This is a genomic window from Streptomyces sp. NPDC002499 (assembly GCF_053595415.1).
This window is the reverse complement of sequence record NZ_JBSFXO010000012.1, coordinates 126,421-151,257: the sequence shown is the minus strand read 5'-3', so window position 1 is coordinate 151,257 and position 24,837 is coordinate 126,421. Positions and strand designations below refer to the sequence as shown.

The following is a 24,837-nucleotide window of genomic DNA, read 5'->3' as shown; positions in this document are numbered from 1 at the left end:
GGTGGCGAAGTGCGGTCGAGCGGCGGGGGGTTCACCGGATACACCACACAACTGACGTTACTGGCGAGTTAATTGACCCGTAAAGACCGGCGATTTCACCGATGCGGCGCGCGTAGACCCGCGCTGACACTCCTGACGAACCCCATCCGTTTCAGGAGGCATCATGCAGCGCCACAAGCGTCGTATCGCCACCGCCCTTCCGGGAGTTGTCGCCACGCTCCTGCTGTCCCTCTCCCTCGCCGCCGCACCCGCTCAGGCGGCCACCCACAACCCGGTCGTGTTCGTGCACGGCCTCAGCGGCTCGGCGAGCGGCTGGGACGACTGGGTAGCCGACTTCAAGGCCGACGGCTACTCCGCCGCCGAGTTGGACGCCTGGTCGTACGACTGGGGGCAGTCCAATGCCACCAGCGCACAGCAACTGGCCACCGAGATCAAGAACGTGCTGGCGCGCACCGGCGCGTCCAAGGTGGATCTCGTCGCCCACTCGATGGGTGTGCTCAGCACCCGCTACTACCTCAAGAACCTGGGCGGGACGGCGTACGTCGACGACTTCGTGTCGGTCGCCGGTACGAACCACGGGACGTCCGTCGCCTCGCTGTGCGCCTGGCTGTACACGTCCTGCAAGGAGATGCAGACCGGCAGCGCGTACGTGACCGCGCTGAACTCCGGTGACGAGACACCGGGCAGCGTCTCCTACGCGAGCTACTGGTCCGACTGCGACTCCGCGGTCGTCCCCAACAGCTCGGCCCTGCTGAGCGGCGCGACCAACGTGGACGTCGGGTGCATCTCGCACACCGACACGAACAACGACCACGGCGTGTACACCAAGGTCCGGGACTTCATCGCCTGACCCGGTGAGAGGGTGCGCGGGGCCGTTCCGGGGGACAATCGCGGTAAGGCGTCCGGTGAGGGAGGTCCTCATGCCGCAGGGATCCACCGGTTCCGCGAAGGTCACGCGGGGCCCCGTGCACCATCCGCTGTTCGCCCGCTACTACGCCAAGGTCAGCGTCGGCGCCGAGACCCGGATGGGCATGGGCCGGGTACGCGACCGGCTGCTGGCCGGGCTGTCCGGCCGGGTCATCGAGATCGGCGCGGGCAACGGGCTCAACTTCGCGCACTACCCGCGTACGGTCGCGGAGGTCGTCGCCATCGAACCGGAGTCCCTGCTGCGGCAGTTGGCGGTCGAGGCCGCCCTGCGCGCGGAGGTACCGGTCGATGTCGCGCCGGGCGCCGCGGAGGCGCTGCCGGTCAAGTCCGAGGCCTTCGACGCGGCCGTGCTGTGTCTGGTGCTGTGCAGCGTCCGGGACGTGCGGCGCGCGCTCGGCGAGGTGCGGCGGGTGCTGCGGCCGGGCGGTGTCGTGCGGTTCTTCGAGCACGGGCAGGGCGGTGGCAGCGCGATGACCTTCACCCAGCACGCCCTGGACCGCACGCTTTGGCCGCCCCTGAACGGCGGCTGTCATCTGGCCCGTGAGCCGATCGCCGCCTTCCGGGAGGCGGGCTTCGAACTCGGCCCCTACCGGCGGCTGTTGATGCCGGAGAAGGGACCGCGGCTGCCCACCTCGTACTGCGTGCTGGGCACGGCCTGGCGACCGGTCGAGACGCCGGAGGTCAAGGAGCCGGCCACCGGGCCGTGATCACAGCGTCCACTGGCGCAGTTCCTCCGCGATCTCGTACACCGTGGCCTCGCCGTTCTTGACCAGCCGGGCCAGATCACGGACCTGTTCGGGCGAGGTGGCGACCTTGAGACCGCTCGCGACGAGGTAGGCGTACGCCACAGCCGAGGCGAAGAGGGCGTTGGAGCGCTCCAACGCCGGTACGTGGATCAGGAGTTGGAGCAGCGCGGCGGCACGCGCGGGCGGGGTGTCGTAGACGGGTACGTCGAAGATCTCGGCCTCGTGGCGGGCCACGGCGGCGACCAGGGCACCCCAGTCGGTGACCTGGGGGTCCCCCGGTGTCTTCTGTTCGGCGAGCATGAGGAGCCAGGCAAGATCGATTCTGAGACTGCTCAACGGATCAGCGGCGACCTTCGCGCGGCGGTTCCTTCTCCGTGCCGAACTCCTCGGCGAAGACGGACTCGTACTGCTTCATGAAGTCCGCGGCGGCGTCCACGAAGGTGTGGCCGACCTCTCCGGTGTCCTGTCTGACCAGCTCTTCGATGTAGCGGTTGACGCTCATGCCGCGGGCCAGAGCGCGCTCACGGGCGGCGCGGGCGGTGCCCTCGTCCACTCTCACGTTCAGCTGGGTCTTCGCCATACCTAGACGCTAGCGCCGAACAGCTAGCACCGGCAAGGGGTACTCAGGTACCAAATCCCGGACGAAAGGGTCCACCTCCGGGTGGAGCGTGCCCCTTACATCCGTATCGGGGGCCCGACCTGCGGTGGAGACCACCCAGGACTTGCGAGGGATTCCACGTGTGCTGCGCATCACACTACGCTCGGCCGGGACCAGCGAGTCGCCATGCCCAGGAGCGAGGAGACGGCTTTGTCCACACCTGCTGCGCAGTACGTTCCCGGCCATGCGTCGGCGGACGGGATCGCGGCCCGCGCCCGCGGTCTGACCAAGGCGTACGGCTCGGGCGAGACGACGGCGCTCGCCCTCGACTCGGTGGACGTGGACATCGCGCGCGGCCGTTTCACCGCCGTCATGGGGCCCTCGGGCTCCGGGAAGTCCACGCTGATGCACTGTCTGGCGGGGCTCGACAACGTGTCGGCCGGTCAGGTGTGGCTCGGCGACACGGAGATCACCGGGCTGCGGGAGCGGGAGTTGACCCGGCTGCGCCGCGACCGGATCGGGTTCATGTTCCAGTCGTTCAACCTGATCCCGACCCTCAACGCGCTCGAGAACATCACCCTGCCCATGGACATCGCGGGCAAGAAGCCCGACGAGAAGTGGCTGGACCAGGTCATCGACACCCTGGGGCTGCGGGACCGGCTCAAGCACCGGCCCTCCCAGCTCTCCGGCGGCCAGCAGCAGCGCGTGGCCTGCGCGCGGGCGCTGGCCTCCCGCCCCGAGCTGATCTTCGCCGACGAACCGACCGGCAACCTCGACTCGCGCGCCGGCCTCGAGGTCCTCGGCTTCCTGCGCGAGGCCGTCGACCAGCTGTCCCAGACCGTGGTCATGGTCACCCACGACCCGGGCGCCGCAGCCCACTCCGACCTGGTGCTCTTCCTCGCGGACGGGCGGATCGTGGACGAGATGGAGCGGCCGACGGCGGAGGCGGTGCTGGAGCGCATGAAGCGGTTCGACTCGCTGCGCGGCCCGTCGGACGGGGACGGGGATGTGTTCGGCACCGGGTCCGGGGACGGCCCGCCCGCCTCCGCCGACGTGAACCTCGACAAGGACTGAACCGGTGCTCAAGGCGACACTTCGCAGCTTCCTCGCGCACAAGGGCCGGCTGCTGCTCTCCGCGCTGGCGATCGTGCTGTCCGTGGCGTTCGTCGCGGGCAGCCTGATCTTCTCGGACACGGTCACCCGCACCTTCGACCGGCTGTTCGCCTCCACCTCCGCCGATGTGACGGTGGAGGCCAAGGACGACCTCAAGTCGCAGGTGCCGACGGGGGAAGCCCAGACCGTGCCCGCCGCACTCGCGGACCAGGTGGCGAAGGTGGCCGGCGTCGCGTCGGCCCACGCGGACGTCGGCGTCGAGAACATCACCGTCGTCGACAGCAAGAACAAGTCGGTCGGCCCGACCACCGGCGCCCCGACCATCGCCTCCGACTGGTTCCTCACCGACCGCAGCCCCGTGAAGCTGACCTCGGGTCATGCCCCGCAGGGTGGCGGCGAGGCGCTCCTGGACGCCGACACCGCCGACAAGAAGCACGTGAGGATCGGCGACACCCTGACCGTGCTCGCCCAGCCGGGCACGTTCAAGGTCCGCATCGTCGGCATCGCCACGTTCACCACCACCAACCCGGGCGCGGCCCTCGTCTTCCTCGACCCCCGGACCGCGGCGGCCCAACTGCTCGGCTCCGCCGACAAGGCCACCGGCATCTCCGTCGACGCGGCGAAGGGCGTCAGCGACACCGTGCTCAAGCAGCGGGTCGCCGCCGTGGTGGGCACCACCGACTACGAGGTCAGGACGGCCGACGAGCAGGCCAAGTCGGCCGCCTCCGACCTCGGCGGCTTCCTCGACATCATCAAGTACGTGATGCTCGGCTTCGCCGGCATCGCCGTCCTGGTGGGCGTGTTCCTGATCGTCAACACCTTCTCCATGCTGATCGCCCAACGCACCCGCGAACTCGGCCTGTTGCGCGCCCTGGGCGCCGACCGCCGGCAGGTGCGCCGGTCCGTGCTCACCGAGGCGATCCTGCTCGGCCTGGTCGGCTCGACGCTGGGCCTCGCGGCGGGCATCGGGCTCGCGGCCGGACTGATCAAACTCATGAGCGCCTTCGGCATGAACCTCAAGACCACCGAGATGGTGGTGGGTTGGGGCACCCCCGTCGCGGCCTACGTCGTCGGGGTCGGCGTCACCTTTGTCGCGGCCTACCTCCCCGCGCGGCGCGCCGCCGGCGTCTCTCCGATGGCCGCGCTCGCGGACGCGGAGATCGCCGAGATCGGGCGGCCGCTGCGCACCCGGGCGATCGTCGGGTCCGTCCTGGGCGTCCTGGGCGCCGCCGCCCTGGTGGGCTGCGCGACCGCCACGAAGACCGCCTCGTCCGCTTCCTTCCTGGGTCTGGGCGTCGTCCTGACGCTCCTCGCGACCGTGGTCGCGGGCCCGCTGCTGGTGCGCCCGGTGATCCGGGTCCTGGGCGCGGCCTTCCCCGCGATCTTCGGCTCGATCGGCCGCATGAGCCAGCGCAACGCCCTGCGCAATCCCCGCCGTACCGGCGCCACCGCGGCCGCCCTGATGGTCGGACTCGCCCTGGTGGGCGGCATGTCGGTGGCGAGCGCCTCCATGTCGAAGTCCTTCGACCAGCAGATCGACAAGGTCCTGGGCGCCGACTTCGTGATCCAGAACGCCAACTTCGTGCCGTTCTCCAAAGAGGTCACCGACAAGGTGCGGGCCACGGACGGTGTCGGGCTCGTCGTCCGGCTGCGGTTCGCGCCGGTCGCGGTACGGCTGCCGGACGGCAAGCGGATCGAGACGACCGCCGCCGGCTACGACGATGGCGTCGACGACGTCGCCCACGTGACGTACGCGCAGGGCGACACGGCGGCGGCACTGGCGCCCGGTGCCATCGCCATGGACGTCGACTTCGCCAAGGACCACAAGGTGAAGCTCGGCGACACGATCCCGGTGGAGTTCCCCGGCGGGCAGCGGACCGAACTGAAGGTCGGCGCCCTCACCGACCAGGCCGGCAGCGACGGATTCGGCATGCAGGGCGGCCTGTTCCTCGGGATCGCGGCCGTGGAGAAGTACGTGCCCGGCGGGCAGGACTCCGCGCTCTACGTCAACGCGACCTCCGGCACCGACGCCGACCAGCTGCGCAAGCGGCTGGACACGACGCTCGAACCGTATCCGCAGGTCCAGGTCCGCGACCTGGCCGACTACAAGAAACTGGTGCACGACCAGATCGCGGTCCTGCTCTACCTCGTGTACGCGCTGCTCGGGCTCGCGATCGTCATCGCGGTGCTCGGCGTCGTCAACACCCTTGCCCTGTCGGTCGTGGAGCGCACCCGGGAGATCGGCCTGCTGCGCGCCATCGGGCTCGCCCGGCGCCAACTGCGCCGGATGATCCGGCTGGAGTCGGTGGTGATCGCGGTCTTCGGCGCGGTCCTGGGCCTCGCTCTTGGCCTGGTGTGGGGCGTGTGCACCCAGCAGGTGCTGGCCCTGCAGGGCATGAACGCGCTGGCCGTCCCGTGGGCCACGATCGTCGAAGTGGTCGTGGGCTCCGCGGTGGTGGGCGTGGTGGCGGCACTCCTGCCCGCGCTGCGCGCGTCGCGCATGAACGTACTGGCGGCGATCGCGCACGAATGACGGAACGGAAGTGATGGAATCGCGGTGGGTGCTCAAGTCCCTTCCGGGTGAGGAGAGTTCATGCCGCGTCCAGCACGTCCGTTCCGGTTCGGAGCCAGTCTGCTGCTGCCCGGGCCGGCCGCCGAGTGGCGGGCCAGATGCCGGCGCGCGGAGGAGCTCGGGTACGACGTCATCCTGGTCCCCGACCACCTCGGCATGGTCGCTCCGTTCCCGGCGCTCGTCGCCGCGGCCGGCGCGACCGAGCGGCCACGGCTGGGCACCTTCGTGCTCAACGCGGGTTTCTGGAACCCGGTGTTGCTCGCCCGGGAGGTGACGACGACGGCCGCGCTGACGGGTGGGCGCCTCGAACTCGGGCTCGGCACCGGCTACGTACAGTCGGAGCACGAGTCGGCTGGGCTGCCGTACGGCTCGCCGGGCGAGCGGGTGGCCCATCTGCGGCGCACGGTCGAGGAGTTGAACCGCGCGTTCGACGCCGACGAGGGCGCCCGCGTCCCGGTGATGATCGGCGGCAATGGTGAGCGGATGCTCCAACTCGCCGCCGAACAGGCCGACATCGCGGCCTTCGCGGGGGCACGACTGGTGCCGGGCAGCACGACGGGGAAGCTGGCGCCGGTCGCGGCGACCGAACTCGCCGAACGGGTTGCGCGCTATCTGGAGTTGGCCAAGGGGCGCGCGGAGAAGGCCGAGTTGAACCTCCTCGTCCAGATGGTGATCGTCACCGAGGACCGCGAGGCGGCCGTCCGACCGCTCCTCGAACGGGTGCCGGGGCTGACGACGGAACAGGCACTGGAGCTGCCGATCCTCCTGGTGGGCACCCTCGACGAGATCACCGCGCAGGTGCTGGCGCAGCGGGAGCGGTACGGGTTCTCGTATCTGACAGTTCTGGAGCCGTACATGGAGGCGTTCGCGCCGGTGGTCGCGGCGTTGGCGGGACGGTGAGCGCGCGGCGGGCAGGGCGGTGAGCGTAGGGCGGGCAGGGCAGCGAGCGTAGGGTCCGACCGTGAGCGGACGCCGGTCCGCATGCTGGAATTCCGCGCTCGGAGGCGTCCCGGATGATGGGATCGCCGTATGACCGATCTGCGGATACGGGCCGCCGGGCCCGACGACCTCGACGCCGTTCTCGCCTTCTGGAAGGGCGCCGCCGAGGGGACGAGCATCAGTGACGACCGGGACGGCGTCGAGCGGCTGGTGGCCCGCGATCCCGAGGCGCTGATCCTGGCCGAGCTGGACGGCGAGCTGGTGGGCACGGTGATCGCCGGGTTCGACGGGTGGCGCTGTCATCTGTACCGGCTGGCGGTGCACCCGGAGCGGCGCCGTCGGGGTATCGGCTCGGCGCTGCTGACGGCGGCCGAGGAGCGGTTCGTACGGCTCGGCGGGCGGCGCGGGGACGCCATGGTGCTGACTCGCAACGAGACCGGCCAGCATGCGTGGCGCGCGGCGGGGTACGCCCCCGAGGAGCACTGGCGGCGCTGGGTGAAGCCACTGGCCGGCTGAGCTGCTTCTGTTTCTTCTTCCTGATCTTCTTCCTGATCCTCTTTTCGATCTACTTTGCCGGTCCTTTACTATTGGGGCACTGTTCCGTCCTCGTGCGAGCATGCGAGGACGATCCGTACTGTCATGAAAGGTGTGAGCGTCCGCCCATGGGCGAGCCTCCCAGTAGTACCCACCGTGCACGATGGCGCGCGGTCCGCCCCACCCTGTCCGATCGTGGGACGGAGGTGACCCGATGACCGAAGTGCTCCTCCTGCTGGTGGCGATCCTGCTGTCGCTCGCCTGTGGCGCCTTCGTCGCCGCCGAGTTCTCGCTGACCACGGTCGAGCGGGGCGACCTGGAACGGGCGGTGGAACGCGGCGAGCGCGGCGCGGCCGGCGCCCTCAAGGCCGTACGGAATCTCACCTTCCAGCTCTCCGGCGCGCAGCTCGGCATCACGGTCACCAACCTGGTGGTCGGCATGCTCTCCGAGCCGTCGATCGCCAAGCTGATCGCGGGCCCGCTGGAGTCGATCGGCATCCCGGACTCCGCGTCGAGCACCGTGGCGCTGGTGCTCGGTACCGCACTGTCCACGGTCTTCCTGATGGTCGTCGGCGAGCTGGTGCCCAAGAACTGGGCGATCTCCTCGCCACTGACCGTGGCCAAGGGGGTGGGCAACGCGCAGCGCTGGTTCAGCGCGGCCTTCCGCCCCTTCATCTCCCATCTCAACACCATGGCGAACCGCGTGGTGCGCCTCTTCGGCGTCGAGCCCACCGAGGAGCTGGCGGCTGCCCGCGGGCCGCAGGAACTGGCCGCGCTGGCCCGGCACTCCGCCAAGGAGGGCGCCCTGGAGCCGGACACCGCCGAGCTCTTCGTGCGCACCCTGAACCTCGCCGACCTCACCGCGGAGAACGTGATGACCCCGCGCGTGCAGGTGATCGCCCTCGACGTCCAGGCGACCTGCGAGGACGTGGCGAACGCGACCCGGGCGACGGGCCTGTCCCGGTTCCCCGTCTACCGCGGCAACCTCGACTCGGTGGTCGGCACCGCGCACATCAAGGACGTGCTGGCGACCCCGGCGGACCGCCGCCGGTACGTGCCGGTCGCCGAGATCATGCGCGAGCCGCTGCTCGTCCCGGAGTCCCTCACCGTCGACCGCCTGCTGGACCGGTTGTCCGGCAGGCGGACCATGGCCGTCGTGATCGACGAGTACGGCGGCACCGCGGGCGTGGCCACGCTGGAGGACATCGTCGAGGAGGTCGTCGGCGAGGTGCGCGACGAGCACGACCCGCACGAGACGCCCGACCTGGCCCACGCCGGCACCGACGACGACGGCCGCGCCCTCTACTCCGCCGACGGCTCGGCCCGCGTCGACCAGCTCGCGCGCGTTGGTCTCAGGGCGCCCGAGGGGCCGTACGAGACCCTCGCCGGCCTGGTCGCGACGGAACTCGGCCGCATCCCGGAGACGGGCGACTCCGTCGAGGTCACCGGCTGGCGGCTGGACATCGTGGACGCGTCGGGTCGCAGGGCGGCGCGGGTGCTGATGCATGCGCCGTTCGACGACGCGGCAGGGGCATCCCAGACGGCCGGCGCCACCAGGATCAAGCCGACGGACACAGACACAGACACGGACATACACACGGAAACGGTCAAACACGACGAGCAGGGGGACGCCCGATGATCGCCGTACAGCTGCTGATCGGCTTCGCGACCCTCGTCGTCAACGCCTTCTTCGTCGGCGCCGAGTTCGCGCTGATCTCCGTACGCCGTTCGCAGATCGAGCCGCACGCCGAGGAGGGCGACCGGCGGGCCAAGAGCGTGCTGTGGGGTCTTGAGCACGTGTCGGCGCTGCTGGCCGCCGCCCAGCTCGGCATCACGCTGTGCACGCTGGTCCTGGGCGTGGTCGCGGAACCGGCGATCGCGCATCTGCTGGAGCCGGTGTTCCACGCGCTGGGCGTGCCCACGAGCGCGGGGCACGCCGTGTCCTTCGTGATCGCGCTGGCTCTGGCGACGTATCTGCACATGCTGCTCGGCGAGATGGTGCCGAAGAACATCGCGCTCGCGGAGCCGGTGCGCAGCGCGTTGCTGCTCGGCCCGCCGCTGGTCGCCGTGGCCCGGGGGCTGCGCCCGGTGATCTTCACGATCAACGCCTTCGCGAACACCCTGCTGCGACTGATGCACGTGGAGACCAAGGACGAGGTCTCGGCCACCTTCTCGGACGCCGAACTGGCCCGGATCGTGCGGGACTCGGGCGCGGCGGGCCTGATCGACGACCGCGCACAGGAGCGGCTGCGTGACGCGCTCGAACTGGGCCGCCGCCCGGTCCGTGACGTCGTCCTGCCGCTGGAAGGCGTCGTCTACGCGCGCGTGGGCGTCACACCGGAGGAGTTGGAGCAGCTCTCGGCGCAGTCCGGGTTCTCCCGCTTCCCGGTCGTCGACGAGTCCCGCCGGATCGTCGGCTACCTCCACGTCAAGGACGCGCTGGACGCCTCGCCGCGCGAGGTGCCATTCCGCGTCCAGGACATGCGTCCCATCGCGCGCGTACGGGCGAGCACGCCCCTGGACGACGTCCTGACCGCGATGCGGGGCAGCCGCACGCACCTGGCGGCGGTCCGCGGCGACGACGGGCGGCTGGAGGGGCTGGTGACCATGGAGGACGTACTGCAGGAGCTGTTCGGGCAGCGGGCGTGAGGGCGAGGGGGTAACGGAGGCGGCGGGCGCGCGGGGCAGGGGTGCCGGAGGCCGCGGCCATAGCGGGCCAGCGGACCCGCCCGGCGTGCGGGCCAGCGGGCAGCGGAGACGGCGGCGGGAGGTCCAGGGCCATTCGGCGGGCGGTGCTGGGAGCGGCCGGCGGGCAGATCGGCTGCGGTCCCTGCCGCCGTAGGCCCGGCCCCCTGCCGCCCGGAGGCTCGGTCCCCTGCCGCCCGGAGGCCGACAGACCGACGGGTATGCCGTCGGGTTACGATCTGCTTCGCCATGCAGACGAACTCCACTCCCAGCACCCCCGCACAGCCCAGCCCCGCGTACACCAGCCTGGTGGCGCTGGGCGACTCGTTCACCGAGGGCATGTCGGACCTCCTGCCGGACGGCTCGTACCGCGGGTGGGCCGATCTCCTCGCCGGCCGGATGGCCGCCCGCACGCCCGACTTCCGCTACGCCAACCTCGCGGTGCGCGGCAAGCTGATCGGGCAGATCGTCCACGAGCAGGTCGACGTGGCGGTGGCCATGCGGCCCGACGTGATCACGTTGGTCGGCGGGCTCAACGACACCCTGCGCCCCAAGGTCGACATGAGCCGGGTGCGGGACCTGCTGACGGAGGCCGTGGAGCGGCTGGCCCCGTCCTGCGAGCAACTGGTGCTGATGCGCAGCCCGGGCCGCCAGGGCCCCGTCCTGGAGCGGTTCCGGCCGCGCATGGAGGAGCTGTTCACCATTGTCGAGGGGCTCGCCGAACGGCACGGCGCCCTGATCGTCGACCTGTACGGCGCCCCCTCGCTCGCCGACCCGCGCCTGTGGGACGTGGACCGGCTGCACCTGACGGCCGAGGGCCACCGCCGGGTCGCCGAGGCGGTGTGGCAGACGCTCGGCTACGACCCCGAGGACACCGAGTGGCGTACGCCGATGGCGGCCACCGTGCCGCCCGCGTGGCTCGCGCGGCGCGTCGCGGACGCACGGTTCGCCCGGCAGCACCTGCTGCCGTGGATCGGCCGCCGCCTGACCGGCCGCTCCTCCGGCGACGGCCTCGTGGCGAAGCGCCCCGACCTGCTGCCCTACAAGGACCTGACGGACTGACGCCGTGGTCACCCGCGTGATCAACGTCAGGGGCCGGATCCACGACTTCGGCCCCCGCCTGGAGTTCGCCCCCGAGGACGTCGTCTACGTCGGCCGCCGCTGGACCATGGGCGGCTGGGACCTCCCCCGCCACCCCCTCTCCAACCCCTTCGCCTACGACACCCCGACCAAGAAGCGGGACGGCACGCGGGCGGAGGTCATGGCGATGTACCGGGCGTATCTCCTGGAACACCCCGAGCTGCTGGACCTGGTGGCGGAACTGCGCGGCAGGACGCTGGCGTGCTGGTGCGCGCCTGAGCTGTGCCATGGGGATGTGTTGGCGGAGCTGGCCGAGACGGACGAGGTGACGGGCGTCCCGTAGCCGGACGTCTTCGCACGTGACGGGCGTCTCGTAGGTTCCGACGAGCAGGGTCGTGGCGCTGGCCTGCACGAATCGCCAGTAGAATCCGTCCACGTGACTTCCGCTGCCGCCAAGCCCCGCATCCCGAACGTCCTCGCCGGACGCTACGCCTCCGCCGAGCTCGCCACGCTCTGGTCGCCCGAGCAGAAGGTGAAGCTGGAGCGGCAGCTCTGGCTCGCCGTGCTGCGGGCGCAGAAGGACCTCGGGATCGAGGTGCCGGACGACGCGATCGCCGACTACGAGCGGGTCCTGGACACCGTCGACCTGGCTTCCATCGCGGAGCGCGAGAAGGTCACGCGGCACGATGTGAAGGCGCGGATCGAGGAGTTCAACGACCTCGCCGGGCACGAGCAGGTGCACAAGGGCATGACCTCGCGCGACCTCACCGAGAACGTGGAGCAGCTCCAGATCCGGCTCTCGCTGGAGCTGGTGCGCAACCGCACGGTGGCGGTGCTGGCGCGGCTGGGCAAGCTGGCGGGCGAGTACGGCGAGCTGGTCATGGCCGGCCGCTCGCACAACGTGGCGGCGCAGGCGACGACGCTGGGCAAGCGGTTCGCCACGGCGGCCGACGAACTGCTCGTGGCGTACGCGCGCGTGGAGGAGCTGCTCGGGCGCTACCCGCTGCGCGGTATCAAGGGCCCGGTCGGCACCGCCCAGGACATGCTGGACCTGCTGGGCGGGGACGCGGCGAAGCTGGCCGAGCTGGAGGACCGGATCGCCGGGCACCTGGGCTTCTCGCAGGCGTTCACCTCGGTCGGCCAGGTGTACCCGCGGTCGCTGGACTACGAGGTGGTGACCTCGCTGGTGCAGCTCGCGGCGGCGCCCTCGTCGCTCGCGAAGACGATCCGGCTGATGGCCGGACACGAGCTGGTGACCGAGGGCTTCAAGCCCGGCCAGGTCGGCTCCTCCGCGATGCCGCACAAGATGAACACGCGGTCCTGCGAGCGCGTCAACGGCCTCATGGTGATCCTGCGCGGCTACGCCTCGATGACCGGCGAGCTGGCGGGCGACCAGTGGAACGAGGGCGACGTGTCCTGCTCGGTGGTGCGCCGGGTGGCTCTGCCCGACGCGTTCTTCGCGCTGGACGGCCTCCTGGAGACGTTCCTGACGGTCCTCGACGAGTTCGGTGCCTTCCCGGCCGTCGTCGCCCGCGAGCTGGACCGCTACCTGCCGTTCCTCGCCACCACCAAGGTGCTGATGGCGTCGGTGCGGGCCGGTGTCGGCCGCGAGGTCGCGCACGAGGCCATCAAGGAGAACGCCGTGGCCTCCGCGCTGGCCATGCGCGAGCAGGGCGCGGAGCGCAACGAGCTGCTCGACAAGCTGGCCGCAGACGAGCGGATCCCGCTCGACCGCGCCCAGTTGGACGCCCTGATGGCCGACAAGCTGTCCTTCACCGGTGCCGCCGCCGCCCAGGTCGCGACCGTCGTGAGCCGGGTCGAGGAGCTCGTGAAGCAGCACCCGGAGGCCGCGGGCTACACGCCGGGGGCGATCCTCTGACCCGCTTCACCCAGCAGGAGTTGGAGGCCGCCCGCGACCGCCTCGTCCCCGACGTGGCGGCGGACGGTCTCCGCGTCCTGTTCTGCGGCATCAACCCCGGCCTCATGACGGCCGCGACGGGCCACCACTTCGCCCGTCCCGGCAACCGCTTCTGGCCGGTCCTCCACCTCTCCGGCTTCACGCCCAGGCTCATGAAGCCCGCGGAACAAAACGAGTTGCTTTCGTACGGGCTCGGCATCACCAACGTCGTGGCGCGGGCCTCGGCCCGGGCGGACGAGCTGAGCGCGGAGGAGTACCGCGAGGGCGGACGCCTGTTGGCCGAGCGGATCGCCCTGCTGCGCCCCCGCTGGTTGGCCGTCCTGGGCGTCACCGCGTACCGCGCCGCCTTCGACGACCGCAAGGCTCAAGTGGGGCCGCAGGAGCGGACGTTCGGAGAGACGCGGGTGTGGGTGCTGCCGAATCCGAGCGGGCTGAACGCGCATTGGACTGCGGCGTCCATGGCGGAGGAGTTCGCGCGGTTGCGGGTGGCGGCGGAGGGCTCCTAGCCGTCCCCAGCAGGCCGGGGCAGGGTGTCAGGCATCCCTGCGTCGCATGCTCCACGCCCCCGCGCACAAGGCGGCGGCCGTCCACAGTGCCGTCACCGCGAGTCCCGTCCAGGGGCCGAGGGCGCCGCCCCAGTTCTCGTGGAACACCACCTGCCCCGCCTTGTCCGGCAGGACGTCCGCAGCCGAGCCGGACACGTCTCCGACGACGAACGAGACGATGAGCAGGAACGGGATGAGGATGCCGAGTGTGGCAGTGCCGCTGCGCAGTACCGCCGTGAGTCCGGCCGCGAGCAGCGCCATCAGCGTCAGATAGACGGCACAGCCGACGACCCCGCGCCCCTGCTCGGCCGCCGTGAGTACGTCCGCCTGCGCACCGAGGGCCGACCTGCCGACGAGCAGACTGGCGGCTCCGGCGGCCAGCCCGACGACCAGTACCGGCGCGGCGATCGCCACCGCCTTGGCCGCGAACCACCGCCCGCGCAGCGGCACCGCGGCGAGCGAGCCGCGCAGGGCCGCGCCCCGGAACTCCGCCGACATGGCGGTCGCCCCGAACGCGATGGCGGCGATCTGCCCGAAGACGACGCCGAGGAAGACCGAGTACAGCGGGTCGAAGTCGGAACTGTCGCTGTCGCTGCCGCCGAGGGCGGTGAACGCGACGGTGGCGAGAAGGACCGCACCCAAGGCGCACAGGAGCGACCGCAGCGTACGGATCTTGATCCACTCCGAGTGGAGTACGGCGGCGAACGGCATGTCAGGCCTCCTGGGGCTGTGCGGTGAACTCGGCTTCAGTGCCGGTGAGATCGAGGTAGGCCTGCTCCAACGTGCCCTCGAGTGTGGTCAGTTCGAGGATCGGCAGCCTCGCGGTGGACACCAGGCGTCCGATGTCGTCCACGCATGCGTGCGTCACGGTCCAGTGCCCGTCCTCGTGCTCCACCCCGTCGTGACCGTGCTGGGCGAGGAGCTTCCTGAGCGCCGGGGCGTCCGTCGTGCGGATCCGGATGCGGGGCTGCACGCGCGCGTCGATGAACTCCCGCATCGGGGTGTCCACCAGGAGCCGTCCACGCCCGAGGACCACGAGGTGGTCGGCGTAGGACGCGGTCTCGTTCATGAGGTGGCTGGAGACCAGGACCGTGCGGCCCTCCGCCGCGAGTCGTCGCAGCAGGCCGCGGATCCAGACGATGCCTTCGGGGTCGAGGCCGTTGGAGGGCTCGTCCAGCACGACCACCTGGGGGTCGCCGAGCAGGGCGGCCGCGATGCCCAACCGCTGGCGCATGCCCAGGGAGTACGTCTTCACACGGTGCCGCGCCACCGAGTCGATCCCTGTCTCCGCGAGCACCTCGTCCACCCGGCGCGACGGGATGCGGTTGCTCGCCGCCAGCACGCGCAGATGGTCCCGGCCGGTCCGTGAGCCGTGCGCGGCCTCCGCGTCGAGCAGGGCGCCGACGTGGCGCAGGGGTTCGCGGAGGGTGGCGTAGGGGCGGCCGCCGACGGTGGCCGAGCCGGCGGTGGGACGCGCGAGGCCGAGCAGCAGCCGCAGGGTGGTGGACTTGCCGGCGCCGTTGGGGCCGAGGAAGCCGGTGACGCGGCCGGGGTGGACGCGGAAGGTGAGGTGGTCGACGGCGCGTCGGGTGCCGTACTCCTTGGTGAGTTCGTGGACGTCGATGCTGGTCATGGCAGCAGCCTGGCCGGTGGTGCGGTGGCGGGACCTCCCCCGCGCGTGGAGAGCGTCTCCCCCGTGCGGGGGAAGCTCGTTGTCAGTGGCGGCTGGCACGATGACCAAATGGTCCGATTGCTGCGCCCGTTCGGCCGGGCGGTGACGTACACACGGTGGCTGCATCTGCTGATCGCCATCGTGTGGCCGTCCATGTGGCTGTTCATCGAGGAGGCCTGGTGGACCTGGGCGGTGGCGGCCGCGGTGCTCGTCCCCGTCGGTCTTGTGCCCGCGATGCGCACCGTGGAGGGGCTCCAGGCAAGGCTGTTGCTGACCGGTCACGGGCACGACGGCGCGGGCACCGGCATCGTCGTGGCGCCGTCGGCCACCTGGAGCGACCGCGGGCGGCTGGTCGTATGGCTGCAGGCGCGGTTGTGGCTCGGCATCGTGACCGCACTGCTCACCGTTCAACTGCTGGTCGCCGCCGTGGATCTGGTGTCGTCGGCGTTCGGTCGGGACGTCGAGGACGGCGTGCTGCTGGTCCTCGACGGTCATCCCTGGTGGCACGTCCTGCTCGCGCCCGTGGCCCTGGCCGCGCTCGCGGGCACGGTGGTCGGTTCGGGCAGCCTCGCCGCCTTTCTCGCCCGCCGTCTGCTCGGTCCCTCCCCCGCGGAGCGGCTCGCCGCCATGGAGGAGCGCACGGAGCAGCTCCTGGAGCGCACCCGCATCGCCCGCGAACTGCACGACTCCATCGGCCACGCCCTGACCGTGGCCGTGGTGCAGGCGGGTGCCGCACGAGCGGCCGGCGACCCGGCCTTCACCGACCGCGCCCTGGGCGCCATCGAGGAGACCGGCCGGGCGGCCCTGGAGGACCTGGAACGCGTCCTCGGCATCCTGCGCGAGTCCGAGCGGCCGGTCTCCAGCCGTCCGACGCTGACGGACGCGGACCGGCTGCTGGAGTCCGCCCGTGCCTCCGGCGCGAAGGTCGACGCCGAGTTGACGGGGCCGCTGGACACCGTGCCGGGCCCGGTCTCCCGCGAGGGCTACCGGATCCTCCAGGAATCGCTGACCAACGTGCTGCGGCACGCGGGCGCGGTCCCGGTGCTGATCCGGATCGAGGTGGCGTACGACGCCCTCGACCTGGAGGTGCGCAATCCGCTCACGGCCGACATACCCGGGCCCGGCCGGGGCAGCGGGCTGCGCGGGATACGCGAGCGCGCGGCCCTGCTGGGCGGCGACGCGCGCACCGGGCCCGACCAGGGGGACTGGCAGGTGCAGGTCAGGCTTCCGTTGCGGTGATCTAGGCTTGCCGGATGCCGGTCACCGTGCTCCTCGTAGACGACGAACCGCTCGTACGCGCGGGGCTGCGGGCCGTGCTGGAGGCCCAGCCCGACATCGAGGTGGTCGGGGAGGCGGCCGACGGGGCGGCGGTGATCCCGCTGGTGCGGCAGCTGCGGCCCGACGTGGTCGCGATGGACGTACGGATGCCGCTGCTCGACGGGATCGAGGCCACGCGCGCGGTGCTGCGGACGATCACCGATCCCCCGAAGATCCTCGTGGTGACGACGTTCGAGAACGACGAGTACGTGTACGAGGCGCTGCGGGCCGGGGCCGACGGGTTTCTGCTCAAGCGGGCGCGGCCGGCCGAGATCGTGCATGCCGTGCGGCTGGTCGCCGAGGGCGAGTCGCTGCTGTTCCCGGCGTCGGTACGGCGGTTGGCCGCCGAGTACGGGGACGACGGCGGCGGCAACCGGGCGGCCCGGGACGTGCTGGAGCGGGCCCGGCTGACGGAGCGTGAGGCGGAGGTGCTGCGGCTGATGGCGCGGGGACTGACGAACGCCGAGATCGCCGCGCGACTGGTCGTCGGCACGGAGACGGTGAAGTCGCATGTGAGCGCCGTACTGGCGAAGCTGGGGGCGCGGGACCGTACGCAGGCGGTGATCACGGCGTACGAATCGGGGTTCGTGGCGCCGGGCTGATCCACAGGGGACGAACAGGACGGGAACGGATTGTTCGACGGGTCGGTCGCCCCGGCACTCGCCGGGGTGCTCCGCGCCGAGTACGATCCGCCCCAACACGCGCACGAGCTGGAAGGACGGACGTTGGGGCAGCTGACCGGCGGGGATCCCTCGCTGCTGCGAAGGATCAATTCCGCGGTGGTGCTGCACGCGCTGCGTGCCACGGACTGCGCGACGCTGACCGAGATCACGCGGGTGACGGGGCTGTCCAGGCCGACGGTCGAAGGTGTGGTCGAAGGGCTCATCGAGGCCGGTCTCGTGGTCGAGAAGGCGGCCGACGAGAGCGCCACACGGCGGCAGGGGCGGCCCGCGCGGCGGTTCCGGTTCCGGGCCGAGGCGGGGCACCTGCTGGGCCTGGAGATCGGCCCCCACCGCGTCGCGGCGCTCCTGTCCGACCTGGACGGGCGGGTGCTCGGCGCGCAGGCCAAGGACGTCGACGAGACGGCATCGGCCGACGAGCGTCTGGACCGGCTGCGCACCGTGGTCGCCGAGCTGCTGCGCCGGGCCGGTGTCCCGCGCAACTCCCTGCGCGCGGTGGGTGTGGCCACGCCCGGGATCGTCGAGGCCGACGGCACCGTACGGCTGGGGACCGCGCTGCCCGAGTGGACGGGGCTGCGCCTGGGCGAGCGGCTGAGCCGCTCCTTCAAGTGTCCTGTCCTGGTCGAGAACGACGCCAACGCGGCGGCCGTCGCCGAGCATTGGAAGGGCACCGCCACCGAGTCCGACGACATCGTGTTCGTCCTCGCGGGGCTGAGCCCGGGCGCCGGTTCGCTGATCGGCGGCAAGCTGCACCGCGGGTACGGCGGGGCGGCCGGGGAGATCGGCGCGCTCCATCTGCTGGGCAGCGAGGTGACCCCGGAGACGCTCCTGTCCACGACGGACGAGCCGCTGCACCCTCTCGACGAACAGGCCGTCGCCAAGGTCTTCGCCAAGGCCCGCGAGGGCGACGAGCGCGCGATCGCCGCCGTCGACCGCTTCATCCAGCGCCTCGTCCACGACGTGGCCGCGCTCGTCCTCGCCCTCGACCCCGAACTCGTCGTGATCGGCGGGTGGGCGGCCGGCCTGGACGGCGTACTGGCGCCCCTGCGCCAGGAGTTGGCCCGCTTCTGTCTGCGCCCGCCGAGAGTGGCCCTGTCCCTCCTCGGTGAGGCCGCGGTGGCAACAGGGGCGCTGCGGCTGGCCCTTGACCATGTGGAAGAGGAACTGTTCGCGGTGGAGGGCACGGTGACGGGGCGGCGCTGACCTCGGGCGATGTCCTGCATGTGAAACGCCCCGCGCCCCGGAGGAGTTCCGGGGCGCGGGGCGTTTGACGCTGTGCGGGGATCAGGACGCCTGGCGCTCCGGGCCCTCGTGGATCTCCACGCCCCCGGAGTCACCGAAAGTCAGGCGGCAGGTGTCCGCCCGGTAGGTGGCGACGGACAGCGCGGCCGTGCGCCCTGCGGCGAGGAAGCGGGTGGTGACGACGAGGACGGGTGCCCCCGGGAGCCGGTCCAGTTCCTTGGCGTCGTCCGCGCGCGCGGAGCCGAGCTCCACGGAGCTGTCCTGGCCCTCCAGCTCCAGCCGCTGCAGCTCGCGCAGGACGGCACGCGCGCGTGCGGGTCCTGACGGGGCGTCTATGGCGGAGAGGTCGGGGACCGACGACTCCGGGATGTAGAGCAGCTCCGCGGCGACGGGCTGGCCCTTCGAGACGCGGGAGCGGCGCACGATGTGCACCGGCTCGTCCTGGCCGGCCTCCAGGGCGGCGACGACGGCCGCGGGCGGCGCCGTGACCGTGCAGTCGACGGGCTGCCAGACGTCCCCCGCGGCGCCCGGCCAGGTGTGCTGCTCGGAGCCGACGGCCACGCCCACACGCGGGGGCGCGACGGTCGTGCCGACACCGCGACGGCGGTGCAGCCTGCCTTCCAGTTCGAGCTGCTCCAGCGCCTGACGGAGCGTCGCACGGGCGACGCCGAAGCGAGCGGCGAGGTCGCGCTCGTTGGGCAGGATCTCACCCACGGTGAATTCGGAGTCCAGTGCCTCGCTCAACACCGTCCTGAGATGCCAGTACTTCGGTTCCGGTACCGATTCCAGCTGCGTGGTCCCCACCCTGTCCTCCGCGATCGCCGTGGTCCGGCGGCGTTTTAGCGCCCTTGTTTATTAAAGGTTGTTGCACTTATCTGCGACCATAGGGCGGCCCAAACCCTTGGTCAAGACCAATCCTCGATCCCGTACGCAACCCACAGCGCCTGTGCAGCGCAGCGTTCATGGGGCGTTCGCGCCGGAACCCATTCGTGACACCACGGCAAAGCCCCCGTAGTGAAACGGGGGCTTCGCTTCACCCGAAGGGAGCAGCGGGGCGGCGATCGGACGCCACGGGCTACTCGACGGCCAGGGACGCCAGCTTGTCGGGGTTGCGCATGATGTAGACGGACTGGATACGACCCTCGTAGATGTCCAGCTGGAAGACGCTGTCGGGCTTGCCGGCCGACAGGGCCACGATCGCGGGGCCGCCGTTGAGCTCCATGAAGCGGAAGGACGGGTCCGGTACGCCCTTGCGCGCCGCCCCGAGGAGGAAGCGGCCGACCTTGTCTGCGCTGTCGAGGACCCGCAGCGGCGCCCGGGACTTGCCGCCGCTGTCGGCCACCAGGCGCACGTCCGGCGCGAGCAGCTCCAGGAGCCCCTCCAGGTCGCCCTCGGCCGCGGCAGCGAGGAACCGCTCGGTGAGGTCGCGGCGCCGGTCCGGATCGACCTCGTAGCGCGGTCGCCGCTCGTCCACGTGCTTGCGGGCCCGTCCGGCGAGCTGACGTACCGCCGGCTCGCCCCGGTCGAGCATGGCGGCGATGTCCGCGTACGGGTATCCGAAGGCCTCCCGCAGGACGAACACCGCGCGCTCCAAGGGCGAGAGCGACTCCAGGACGACGAGGACGGCCAGCGAGACGGAGTCGGCGAGCACCGCCCGCTCGGCGGTGTCCGGGACGGTGTCGCCGAATTCGGTGACGTACGGCTCGGGCAGCCAGGGGCCTACGTACGCCTCGTTGCGGGCCTTGACCTGGCGCAGTCGGTCGATGGCGAGGCGGGTGGTGACGCGCACGAGATAGGCGCGCGGTTCGCGCACCTGGGCGCGGTCCGCGCCGGACCAGCGCAGCCAGGCCTCCTGGACGACGTCCTCGGCGTCGGCCACCCGCCCGAGCATGCGGTAGGCGACCCCCAGCAGGACGGGGCGGTGCTCTTCGAAGACGTCGGTCTCGGTGTCGGTCGTCACGCCTCCATCCCACGCGACCCGTACGTCCCTGTCCAGGAGGAACCCGCGGTTCCAGGAGCAGAATGGCGGGCGGGCCGCCGGCCGTCGGCGGCAGCGACGCGCGGAGGTGGCCATGCGGTACGCGATCCTGGGCACGGGCGATGTGGGCCGCACGCTCGGCGGCAAGCTGGCGGAGCTGGGCCACGAGGTGACACTGGGCTCCCGTACGAAGGACAACCCCACCGCCCTGGAGTGGGCTCGAAGTGCCGGTGCGGGCGCCCGCGCGGGTACGTTCGCGGAGGCCGCCTCGTCCGCCGAGGTGGTCGTGAACGCCGTCGGCGGCCGGGTGGCGCTCGCCGCGCTTGAGGCGGCCGGGGCGGCGCATCTCGACGGGAAGGTCCTGGTCGACGTGGCGAACCCCATGGCGTTCGAGGACGGCGAGCTGCGGCTGTCGCCGGTCGAGTCGGACAGCCTGGGTGAGCAGATCCAGCGGGCGTTCCCCCACGCGCGCGTGGTGAAGACGCTCAACACCGTCAACTCCCAGGTGATGGTGGAACCCTCGCTGGTCCCCGGTGAGCACCAGGTCTTCGTGAGCGGGGACGACGCGGACGCCAAGGCGCAGGTGACGCGCATGCTCGGGGAGTTCGGCTGGCCCCCGCATCGAGTGCTCGACCTGGGTGGCATCCGCTCGGCACGCAGCGTGGAGATGCTGCTGCCGCTCTGGCTCGACCTCTTCCGGAACCTGGGGCACGCGGAGTTCAACCTGGAGGTGCGCAGGGGGCACTGAGCGGAGGGGACGGAGCATCGGGCTCGCAGAGGGCATCGATCCGTACGGGCAGGAGGAGGACGGCGCCGGGGGCTACCCGTCGGTAGCAATTGCTGACAAGCTGTCTACCCAGCGTCCGTCTTCGCGTCCCGGTCGAGGAGCACCCCCATGTCCACCACCGTCTCCTTCGAGGTCCCCTCTCCGAACGGTCCTCTGCCCGTGACCGTGTCCTACGCGCGCGTGGGCCGCGGCGAACCGCTGCTCCTGCTGCACGGCATCGGCCATCACCTCCAGGTCTGGGACCCGGTCGTGGACATCCTGGCGACCGAGCGCGACGTGATCGCGGTGGACCTGCCCGGGTTCGGCGCCTCCCCGGCGCTGCCGGACGGCCTCGCCTACGACCTGCCCACGACGACGGCCGTCTTCGGCGCGTTCTGCGAGGCGTTGGGGCTCGACCGGCCGCATGTGGCGGGCAACTCGCTCGGCGGGCTGCTCGCCCTGGAACTCGGCCGGGAGAAGCTCGCGCGCTCGGTGACCGCCCTGTCCCCGGCCGGTTTCTGGTCGGAGGCCGAACGGCGTTACGCCTTCGGTGTCCTGATCGCGATGCGCCGGATCTCCCGGCAGCTGCCGCTGCCCCTGGTCGAGCGGCTGTCCCGGTCGGCGGCCGGCCGCACGATGCTGACCAGCACCATCTACGCCCGTCCCGGCCGCCGTTCACCCGAGGCCGTGGTCGCCGAGACGCTCGCCCTGGCGCAGGCCACCGGGTTCGACGCGACCCTCCGGGCGGGCGGCTCCGTCCAGTTCGCCGACGACATCCCCGGGATTCCGGTCACCGTGGCCTGGGGCACCAGGGACATGCTGCTCGTGCGCCGCCAGGGCGTGCGGGCCAAGCGGATCATCCCGAAGGCCCGCCTGGTGCGGCTGCCCGGCTGCGGGCACTGCCCGATGAACGACGACCCGGCGCTGGTCTCCCGCGTCATCCTCGACGGCAGCCGCGGGCCGGCGCCGGCCCGCGACGGGCACGCCGAGCCCCAACGCGCCTGATCCGAGGGCGACTCCGGCGCCTACCAGGGCGCTTCCAACGGCCTGGGCGGGCCCGTAGGAGCCCGTTCCGACGAGCGGGGCGGTGCAGGCCGCGGCGACCGGGATGAGGCCGGAGAAGAGCGTGGCGCGCTCGGCGCCGAGCCGTTGCATGCCCATGTACCAGCACACGAAGCCGACCACCGTGACGATCGCCGCCTGCCACAGCAGCGCGGCGGCCTCGGTGGCGTCGAGGCGCCGCAGCCATCCCGTCCCGTCGAACAGCAGGCCGGCCGCCGCGGACTCGACCGCGGCGACGCCGCACACCGTGGCGGACAGCAGCCGGGGCCCCAGCGGCCGCAGTACGGGCACGGCGAGGACGGCGAAGCCCACCTCGCCGGCCAACGCGCAGGCGGAGAAGGCCAGTCCCGTCCCGTCGGTGCGCCCCCACCCCTGGACTGCGCAGGCACCGACCGCGACGAGCAGCGCCCCGTGGAGCACGACGCGTCGGGGCCGGCGACCCTCCAGGAGCGGGACGACGACCGCCACGACCACGGGCGCGCAGCCGACGAAGACGCCCGGTACCGCCGGTTCCGCGGTGCGTTCGGCGGCGATGACCGCGAGGTTGAAGCCGACCATGCCCACGGCGGCCAGCAGCGCGAGGCGGCCCCACTGGCGGAGGGTGAGCGCCCGTAGCCGGGCCGTGGCACCCGCGCCGGCCAGCGGGACGAGCAGCACGCAGGCCAGGCCGTAGCGCAGGAACTGGCCGCCCGCGTACGGGTATTCACCCAGGACGCTGTTGGCGGTGAAGGACCCTCCGACGAGGACACAGGCGAGTGCGGCGAGCAGCGATCCCCGCGCGGTGGTGGCGTTCATGGCAGCGACGCTAGGGAGTGGGGCGGTCCGGTTTAAGGTCCACTTCCATGACGTCATCGGAGACCAATTCGGGGGTGGGCGAGGGTCCGGGTGGAGACGCGGATCGGGGTCCGGGTGGAGGTCCGGGTGAGGCTTCAGCCCCGGCACCTTCCACGGACCGGCTCACCTCGCCGCCTGCCTCCCCCGCCTCCCCCGCCTCCCCCGCCTGGGAGTTGCTGCTTCCCGCCGCCTCGGCGCCGGCACGCGCGCGTGGGCGTTCGTTGCAGGCTGCTCTGCGCGAGGCGGTGCGCTCGGGGCGACTCGCGACGGGCACCCGCCTGCCGTCGAGCCGGGATCTCGCCGCCGACCTAGGGGTCTCGCGGGGACTGATCACCGAGGCGTACGAGCAGTTGACGGCGGAGGGCTATCTGCGCAGCGGCCGGGGTGCCGGGACGTGGGTGGGCGGTGCCGTGCGGTCCGCTCCCCCACGCGCGCGTGACCTGGCCCCGCGCTCCCCCGGCGCGCGGGCGGACTTCGTGCCCGGGACGCCGGACCTGTCGCTGTTCCCTCGCGCCGCCTGGGCCGCCGCCCAGCGCGGTGTGCTGGCCGAGCTGCCCCACCAGGATCTCGGCTATCCGGACCCGCGCGGGCTGCCCCGGCTGCGGACGGCACTCGCGGAACTGCTCGCGCGGCGCCGGGGCGTGGTCGCGGACCCGGAACGGATCCTGGTCGTCTCCGGGGTGGCCCAGGCGACGACGCTGCTCGGTTTCGCCCTCCACGCGCGCGGGTTGCGCACGGTCGGCGTCGAGGATCCCGGCAGCCCTCAGCACGACTCCCTCTACGCCTCGGCCGGCGTCGCCACCGTGCCCGTATCCCTGGACGACGAAGGTCTCCGCATGGACGCGCTGCGCGGGACGGGCGTACGGGCCATGGTCACGACGCCGTCGCACCAGTTCCCCACGGGGATCGCGTACTCGGCGCGGCGCCGTGCCGAACTGCTCGACTGGGCGCGGTCGGTGGACGGTTTCGTGATGGAGGACGACTACGACGGCGACTTCCGCTACGACCGTGCCCCCGTCGGCGCCCTTCAAGGACTCGACCCTGAACGCGTGGCCTATGCGGGCTCGGTCAGCAAGTCGCTCGCTCCAGGGTTGCGGCTGGGTTGGCTGCTCGTCCCGGAGGCGCTGGCCGACGAGGTCGTGGAGCGCAAGCGGACCATGGACCTCGGGCATCCCGCCCTCGACCAGGCGCTGTTCGCCCGGTTCGTGGAACGCGGGGACTACGACCGTCAGCTGCGCCGCTGTCAGCGCGCGTACCGCGAGCGACGCGACGCGCTCGTCGCCGCCCTGGAGGAGCACTTCCCGGGCGCGAGGGTGGCCGGTATCGCGGCCGGGCTGCACGTCATCGTCGAGCTGCCGAAGCGGTACGGCCCCCGGGAGGACTTCCACGCGCGCGTGACGGCTGCCGGTGTGGAGGTGCGCCTGCTGACCGACTACACGCACGCGCGTGCCGAACACGACGACGGGGGCGGTGGCGGTGGCGGTGGCGGTGGCGGTGGCGGTGGCGGGGACGTACGGCTGGTCCTGGGGTACGCCCATCTGTCACCCGCCCGGATCCGTGACGGCGTGCGGCTGATGGCCCGGGCCGTCGCCGTGTGACACCGCCCACCCTGTCCGCGCGGGCAGTTGT

General features: G+C 71.9%; 24 protein-coding genes and 1 pseudogene. 18 read left to right on the top strand and 7 right to left on the bottom strand.

The window, feature by feature from the left end; translation table 11 throughout:
* Nucleotides 1-163: 163 nt before the first annotated feature.
* Together ACWD5F_RS32225 and ACWD5F_RS32220 are read left to right on the top strand one after the other, a co-directional pair.
* A complete protein-coding gene (locus ACWD5F_RS32225) occupies nucleotides 164-850 on the top strand; it encodes an esterase/lipase family protein (protein ID WP_451259769.1) in 687 nt (228 codons plus the stop codon).
* Between the two features lie 70 nt (nucleotides 851-920).
* Entirely contained in the window at nucleotides 921-1,634 is a 714-nt protein-coding gene (locus tag ACWD5F_RS32220; protein ID WP_451259767.1) for a class I SAM-dependent methyltransferase, read from the top strand.
* On the opposite strand, the gene ACWD5F_RS32215 is transcribed toward ACWD5F_RS32220, so the two are convergent.
* Together ACWD5F_RS32215 and ACWD5F_RS32210 are read right to left on the bottom strand one after the other, a co-directional pair.
* Nucleotides 1,635-2,009, bottom strand: coding sequence for a fic family toxin-antitoxin system, toxin component (locus ACWD5F_RS32215; RefSeq protein ID WP_451259765.1), 375 nt, complete (start codon nucleotides 2,007-2,009; stop codon nucleotides 1,635-1,637).
* 4 nt (nucleotides 2,010-2,013) lie between these two features.
* Nucleotides 2,014-2,253, bottom strand: a complete 240-nt coding sequence (locus ACWD5F_RS32210; RefSeq protein ID WP_280879063.1) for a toxin-antitoxin system HicB family antitoxin — start codon at nucleotides 2,251-2,253, stop codon at nucleotides 2,014-2,016.
* A gap of 228 nt (nucleotides 2,254-2,481) precedes the next feature.
* Between ACWD5F_RS32210 and ACWD5F_RS32205 the strand changes: the two genes are divergently transcribed.
* From ACWD5F_RS32205 to mug, 10 genes are all read left to right on the top strand, one after another.
* On the top strand, nucleotides 2,482-3,345 hold the full coding sequence (locus ACWD5F_RS32205) for an ABC transporter ATP-binding protein (protein WP_451259763.1): 864 nt from the start codon (nucleotides 2,482-2,484) through the stop codon (nucleotides 3,343-3,345).
* 4 nt (nucleotides 3,346-3,349) lie between these two features.
* Nucleotides 3,350-5,917 (top strand): ABC transporter permease, encoded by a 2,568-nt coding sequence (locus ACWD5F_RS32200; protein WP_451259761.1) that lies wholly within the window; start codon nucleotides 3,350-3,352, stop codon nucleotides 5,915-5,917.
* Nucleotides 5,918-5,977: 60 nt separating this feature from the next.
* Entirely contained in the window at nucleotides 5,978-6,856 is an 879-nt protein-coding gene (locus tag ACWD5F_RS32195) for an LLM class F420-dependent oxidoreductase (RefSeq protein ID WP_451259759.1), read from the top strand.
* Between the two features lie 129 nt (nucleotides 6,857-6,985).
* Nucleotides 6,986-7,411 (top strand): GNAT family N-acetyltransferase, encoded by a 426-nt coding sequence (locus tag ACWD5F_RS32190; protein ID WP_401725898.1) that lies wholly within the window; start codon nucleotides 6,986-6,988, stop codon nucleotides 7,409-7,411.
* Nucleotides 7,412-7,643: 232 nt separating this feature from the next.
* Nucleotides 7,644-9,068, top strand: coding sequence for a hemolysin family protein (locus tag ACWD5F_RS32185; protein WP_451259757.1), 1,425 nt, complete (start codon nucleotides 7,644-7,646; stop codon nucleotides 9,066-9,068).
* Entirely contained in the window at nucleotides 9,065-10,078 is a 1,014-nt protein-coding gene (locus tag ACWD5F_RS32180) for a hemolysin family protein (RefSeq protein WP_401725894.1), read from the top strand. Before ACWD5F_RS32185 ends, ACWD5F_RS32180 begins: the two co-directional genes overlap by 4 nt.
* Before the next feature lie 285 nt (nucleotides 10,079-10,363).
* Nucleotides 10,364-11,176 carry an SGNH/GDSL hydrolase family protein gene (locus tag ACWD5F_RS32175; protein ID WP_451259755.1) on the top strand — a complete coding sequence of 271 codons (813 nt, stop codon included), beginning with the start codon at nucleotides 10,364-10,366 and terminating at the stop codon, nucleotides 11,174-11,176.
* A gap of 4 nt (nucleotides 11,177-11,180) precedes the next feature.
* Entirely contained in the window at nucleotides 11,181-11,537 is a 357-nt protein-coding gene (locus ACWD5F_RS32170; protein ID WP_451259753.1) for a DUF4326 domain-containing protein, read from the top strand.
* A 93-nt stretch (nucleotides 11,538-11,630) separates the two neighbouring features.
* A complete protein-coding gene (gene purB / locus ACWD5F_RS32165) occupies nucleotides 11,631-13,073 on the top strand; it encodes an adenylosuccinate lyase (RefSeq protein ID WP_451259751.1) in 1,443 nt (480 codons plus the stop codon).
* The gene (mug, locus tag ACWD5F_RS32160) at nucleotides 13,070-13,618 is read left to right on the top strand and encodes a G/U mismatch-specific DNA glycosylase (RefSeq protein ID WP_451260118.1); all 549 of its coding nucleotides are present in this window, start codon (nucleotides 13,070-13,072) and stop codon (nucleotides 13,616-13,618) included. The genes purB and mug overlap by 4 nt, the downstream gene beginning before the upstream one ends.
* A 27-nt stretch (nucleotides 13,619-13,645) precedes the next feature.
* On the opposite strand, the gene ACWD5F_RS32155 is transcribed toward mug, so the two are convergent.
* Together ACWD5F_RS32155 and ACWD5F_RS32150 are read right to left on the bottom strand one after the other, a co-directional pair.
* The gene (locus ACWD5F_RS32155; RefSeq protein WP_451259749.1) at nucleotides 13,646-14,368 is read right to left on the bottom strand and encodes an ABC transporter permease; all 723 of its coding nucleotides are present in this window, start codon (nucleotides 14,366-14,368) and stop codon (nucleotides 13,646-13,648) included.
* 1 nt (nucleotide 14,369) lies between these two features.
* Nucleotides 14,370-15,290, bottom strand: a complete 921-nt coding sequence (locus tag ACWD5F_RS32150; RefSeq protein ID WP_451259747.1) for an ABC transporter ATP-binding protein — start codon at nucleotides 15,288-15,290, stop codon at nucleotides 14,370-14,372.
* A gap of 108 nt (nucleotides 15,291-15,398) precedes the next feature.
* Between ACWD5F_RS32150 and ACWD5F_RS32145 the strand changes: the two genes are divergently transcribed.
* The 3 genes from ACWD5F_RS32145 (at nucleotide 15,399) to ACWD5F_RS32135 (ending at nucleotide 18,529) form a co-directional block, all read left to right on the top strand.
* On the top strand, nucleotides 15,399-16,568 hold the full coding sequence (locus ACWD5F_RS32145; RefSeq protein ID WP_451259745.1) for a sensor histidine kinase: 1,170 nt from the start codon (nucleotides 15,399-15,401) through the stop codon (nucleotides 16,566-16,568).
* A 14-nt stretch (nucleotides 16,569-16,582) separates the two neighbouring features.
* Nucleotides 16,583-17,248: a response regulator transcription factor gene (locus ACWD5F_RS32140; protein WP_451259743.1), complete on the top strand. Its 666-nt coding sequence runs from the start codon at nucleotides 16,583-16,585 to the stop codon at nucleotides 17,246-17,248.
* A gap of 123 nt (nucleotides 17,249-17,371) precedes the next feature.
* Nucleotides 17,372-18,529: an ROK family transcriptional regulator gene (locus tag ACWD5F_RS32135; RefSeq protein ID WP_451260117.1), complete on the top strand. Its 1,158-nt coding sequence runs from the start codon at nucleotides 17,372-17,374 to the stop codon at nucleotides 18,527-18,529.
* 81 nt (nucleotides 18,530-18,610) lie between these two features.
* Here ACWD5F_RS32135 and ACWD5F_RS32130 read toward each other — a convergent pair whose 3' ends face one another.
* Together ACWD5F_RS32130 and ACWD5F_RS32125 are read right to left on the bottom strand one after the other, a co-directional pair.
* A complete protein-coding gene (locus ACWD5F_RS32130; protein ID WP_401725871.1) occupies nucleotides 18,611-19,372 on the bottom strand; it encodes a GntR family transcriptional regulator in 762 nt (253 codons plus the stop codon).
* A gap of 271 nt (nucleotides 19,373-19,643) precedes the next feature.
* Nucleotides 19,644-20,528, bottom strand: coding sequence for an RNA polymerase sigma-70 factor (locus ACWD5F_RS32125; RefSeq protein ID WP_451259740.1), 885 nt, complete (start codon nucleotides 20,526-20,528; stop codon nucleotides 19,644-19,646).
* A 112-nt stretch (nucleotides 20,529-20,640) separates the two neighbouring features.
* On the opposite strand from ACWD5F_RS32125, the gene ACWD5F_RS32120 reads away from it, so the two are divergent.
* Both ACWD5F_RS32120 and ACWD5F_RS32115 read left to right on the top strand, forming a co-directional pair.
* Nucleotides 20,641-21,294, top strand: coding sequence for an NADPH-dependent F420 reductase (locus ACWD5F_RS32120; protein ID WP_451259738.1), 654 nt, complete (start codon nucleotides 20,641-20,643; stop codon nucleotides 21,292-21,294).
* Nucleotides 21,295-21,441: 147 nt separating this feature from the next.
* The gene (locus tag ACWD5F_RS32115) at nucleotides 21,442-22,317 is read left to right on the top strand and encodes an alpha/beta fold hydrolase (protein ID WP_451259736.1); all 876 of its coding nucleotides are present in this window, start codon (nucleotides 21,442-21,444) and stop codon (nucleotides 22,315-22,317) included.
* Between the two features lie 15 nt (nucleotides 22,318-22,332).
* Here ACWD5F_RS32115 and ACWD5F_RS32110 read toward each other — a convergent pair.
* Nucleotides 22,333-23,169, bottom strand: a pseudogene (locus ACWD5F_RS32110) (DMT family transporter); the annotation flags it as partial.
* Nucleotides 23,170-23,216: 47 nt separating this feature from the next.
* Between ACWD5F_RS32110 and pdxR the strand changes: the two are divergent.
* Nucleotides 23,217-24,806, top strand: a complete 1,590-nt coding sequence (gene pdxR / locus ACWD5F_RS32105) for a MocR-like pyridoxine biosynthesis transcription factor PdxR (RefSeq protein WP_451259734.1) — start codon at nucleotides 23,217-23,219, stop codon at nucleotides 24,804-24,806.
* The last annotated feature ends 31 nt before the right edge of the window (nucleotides 24,807-24,837 follow it).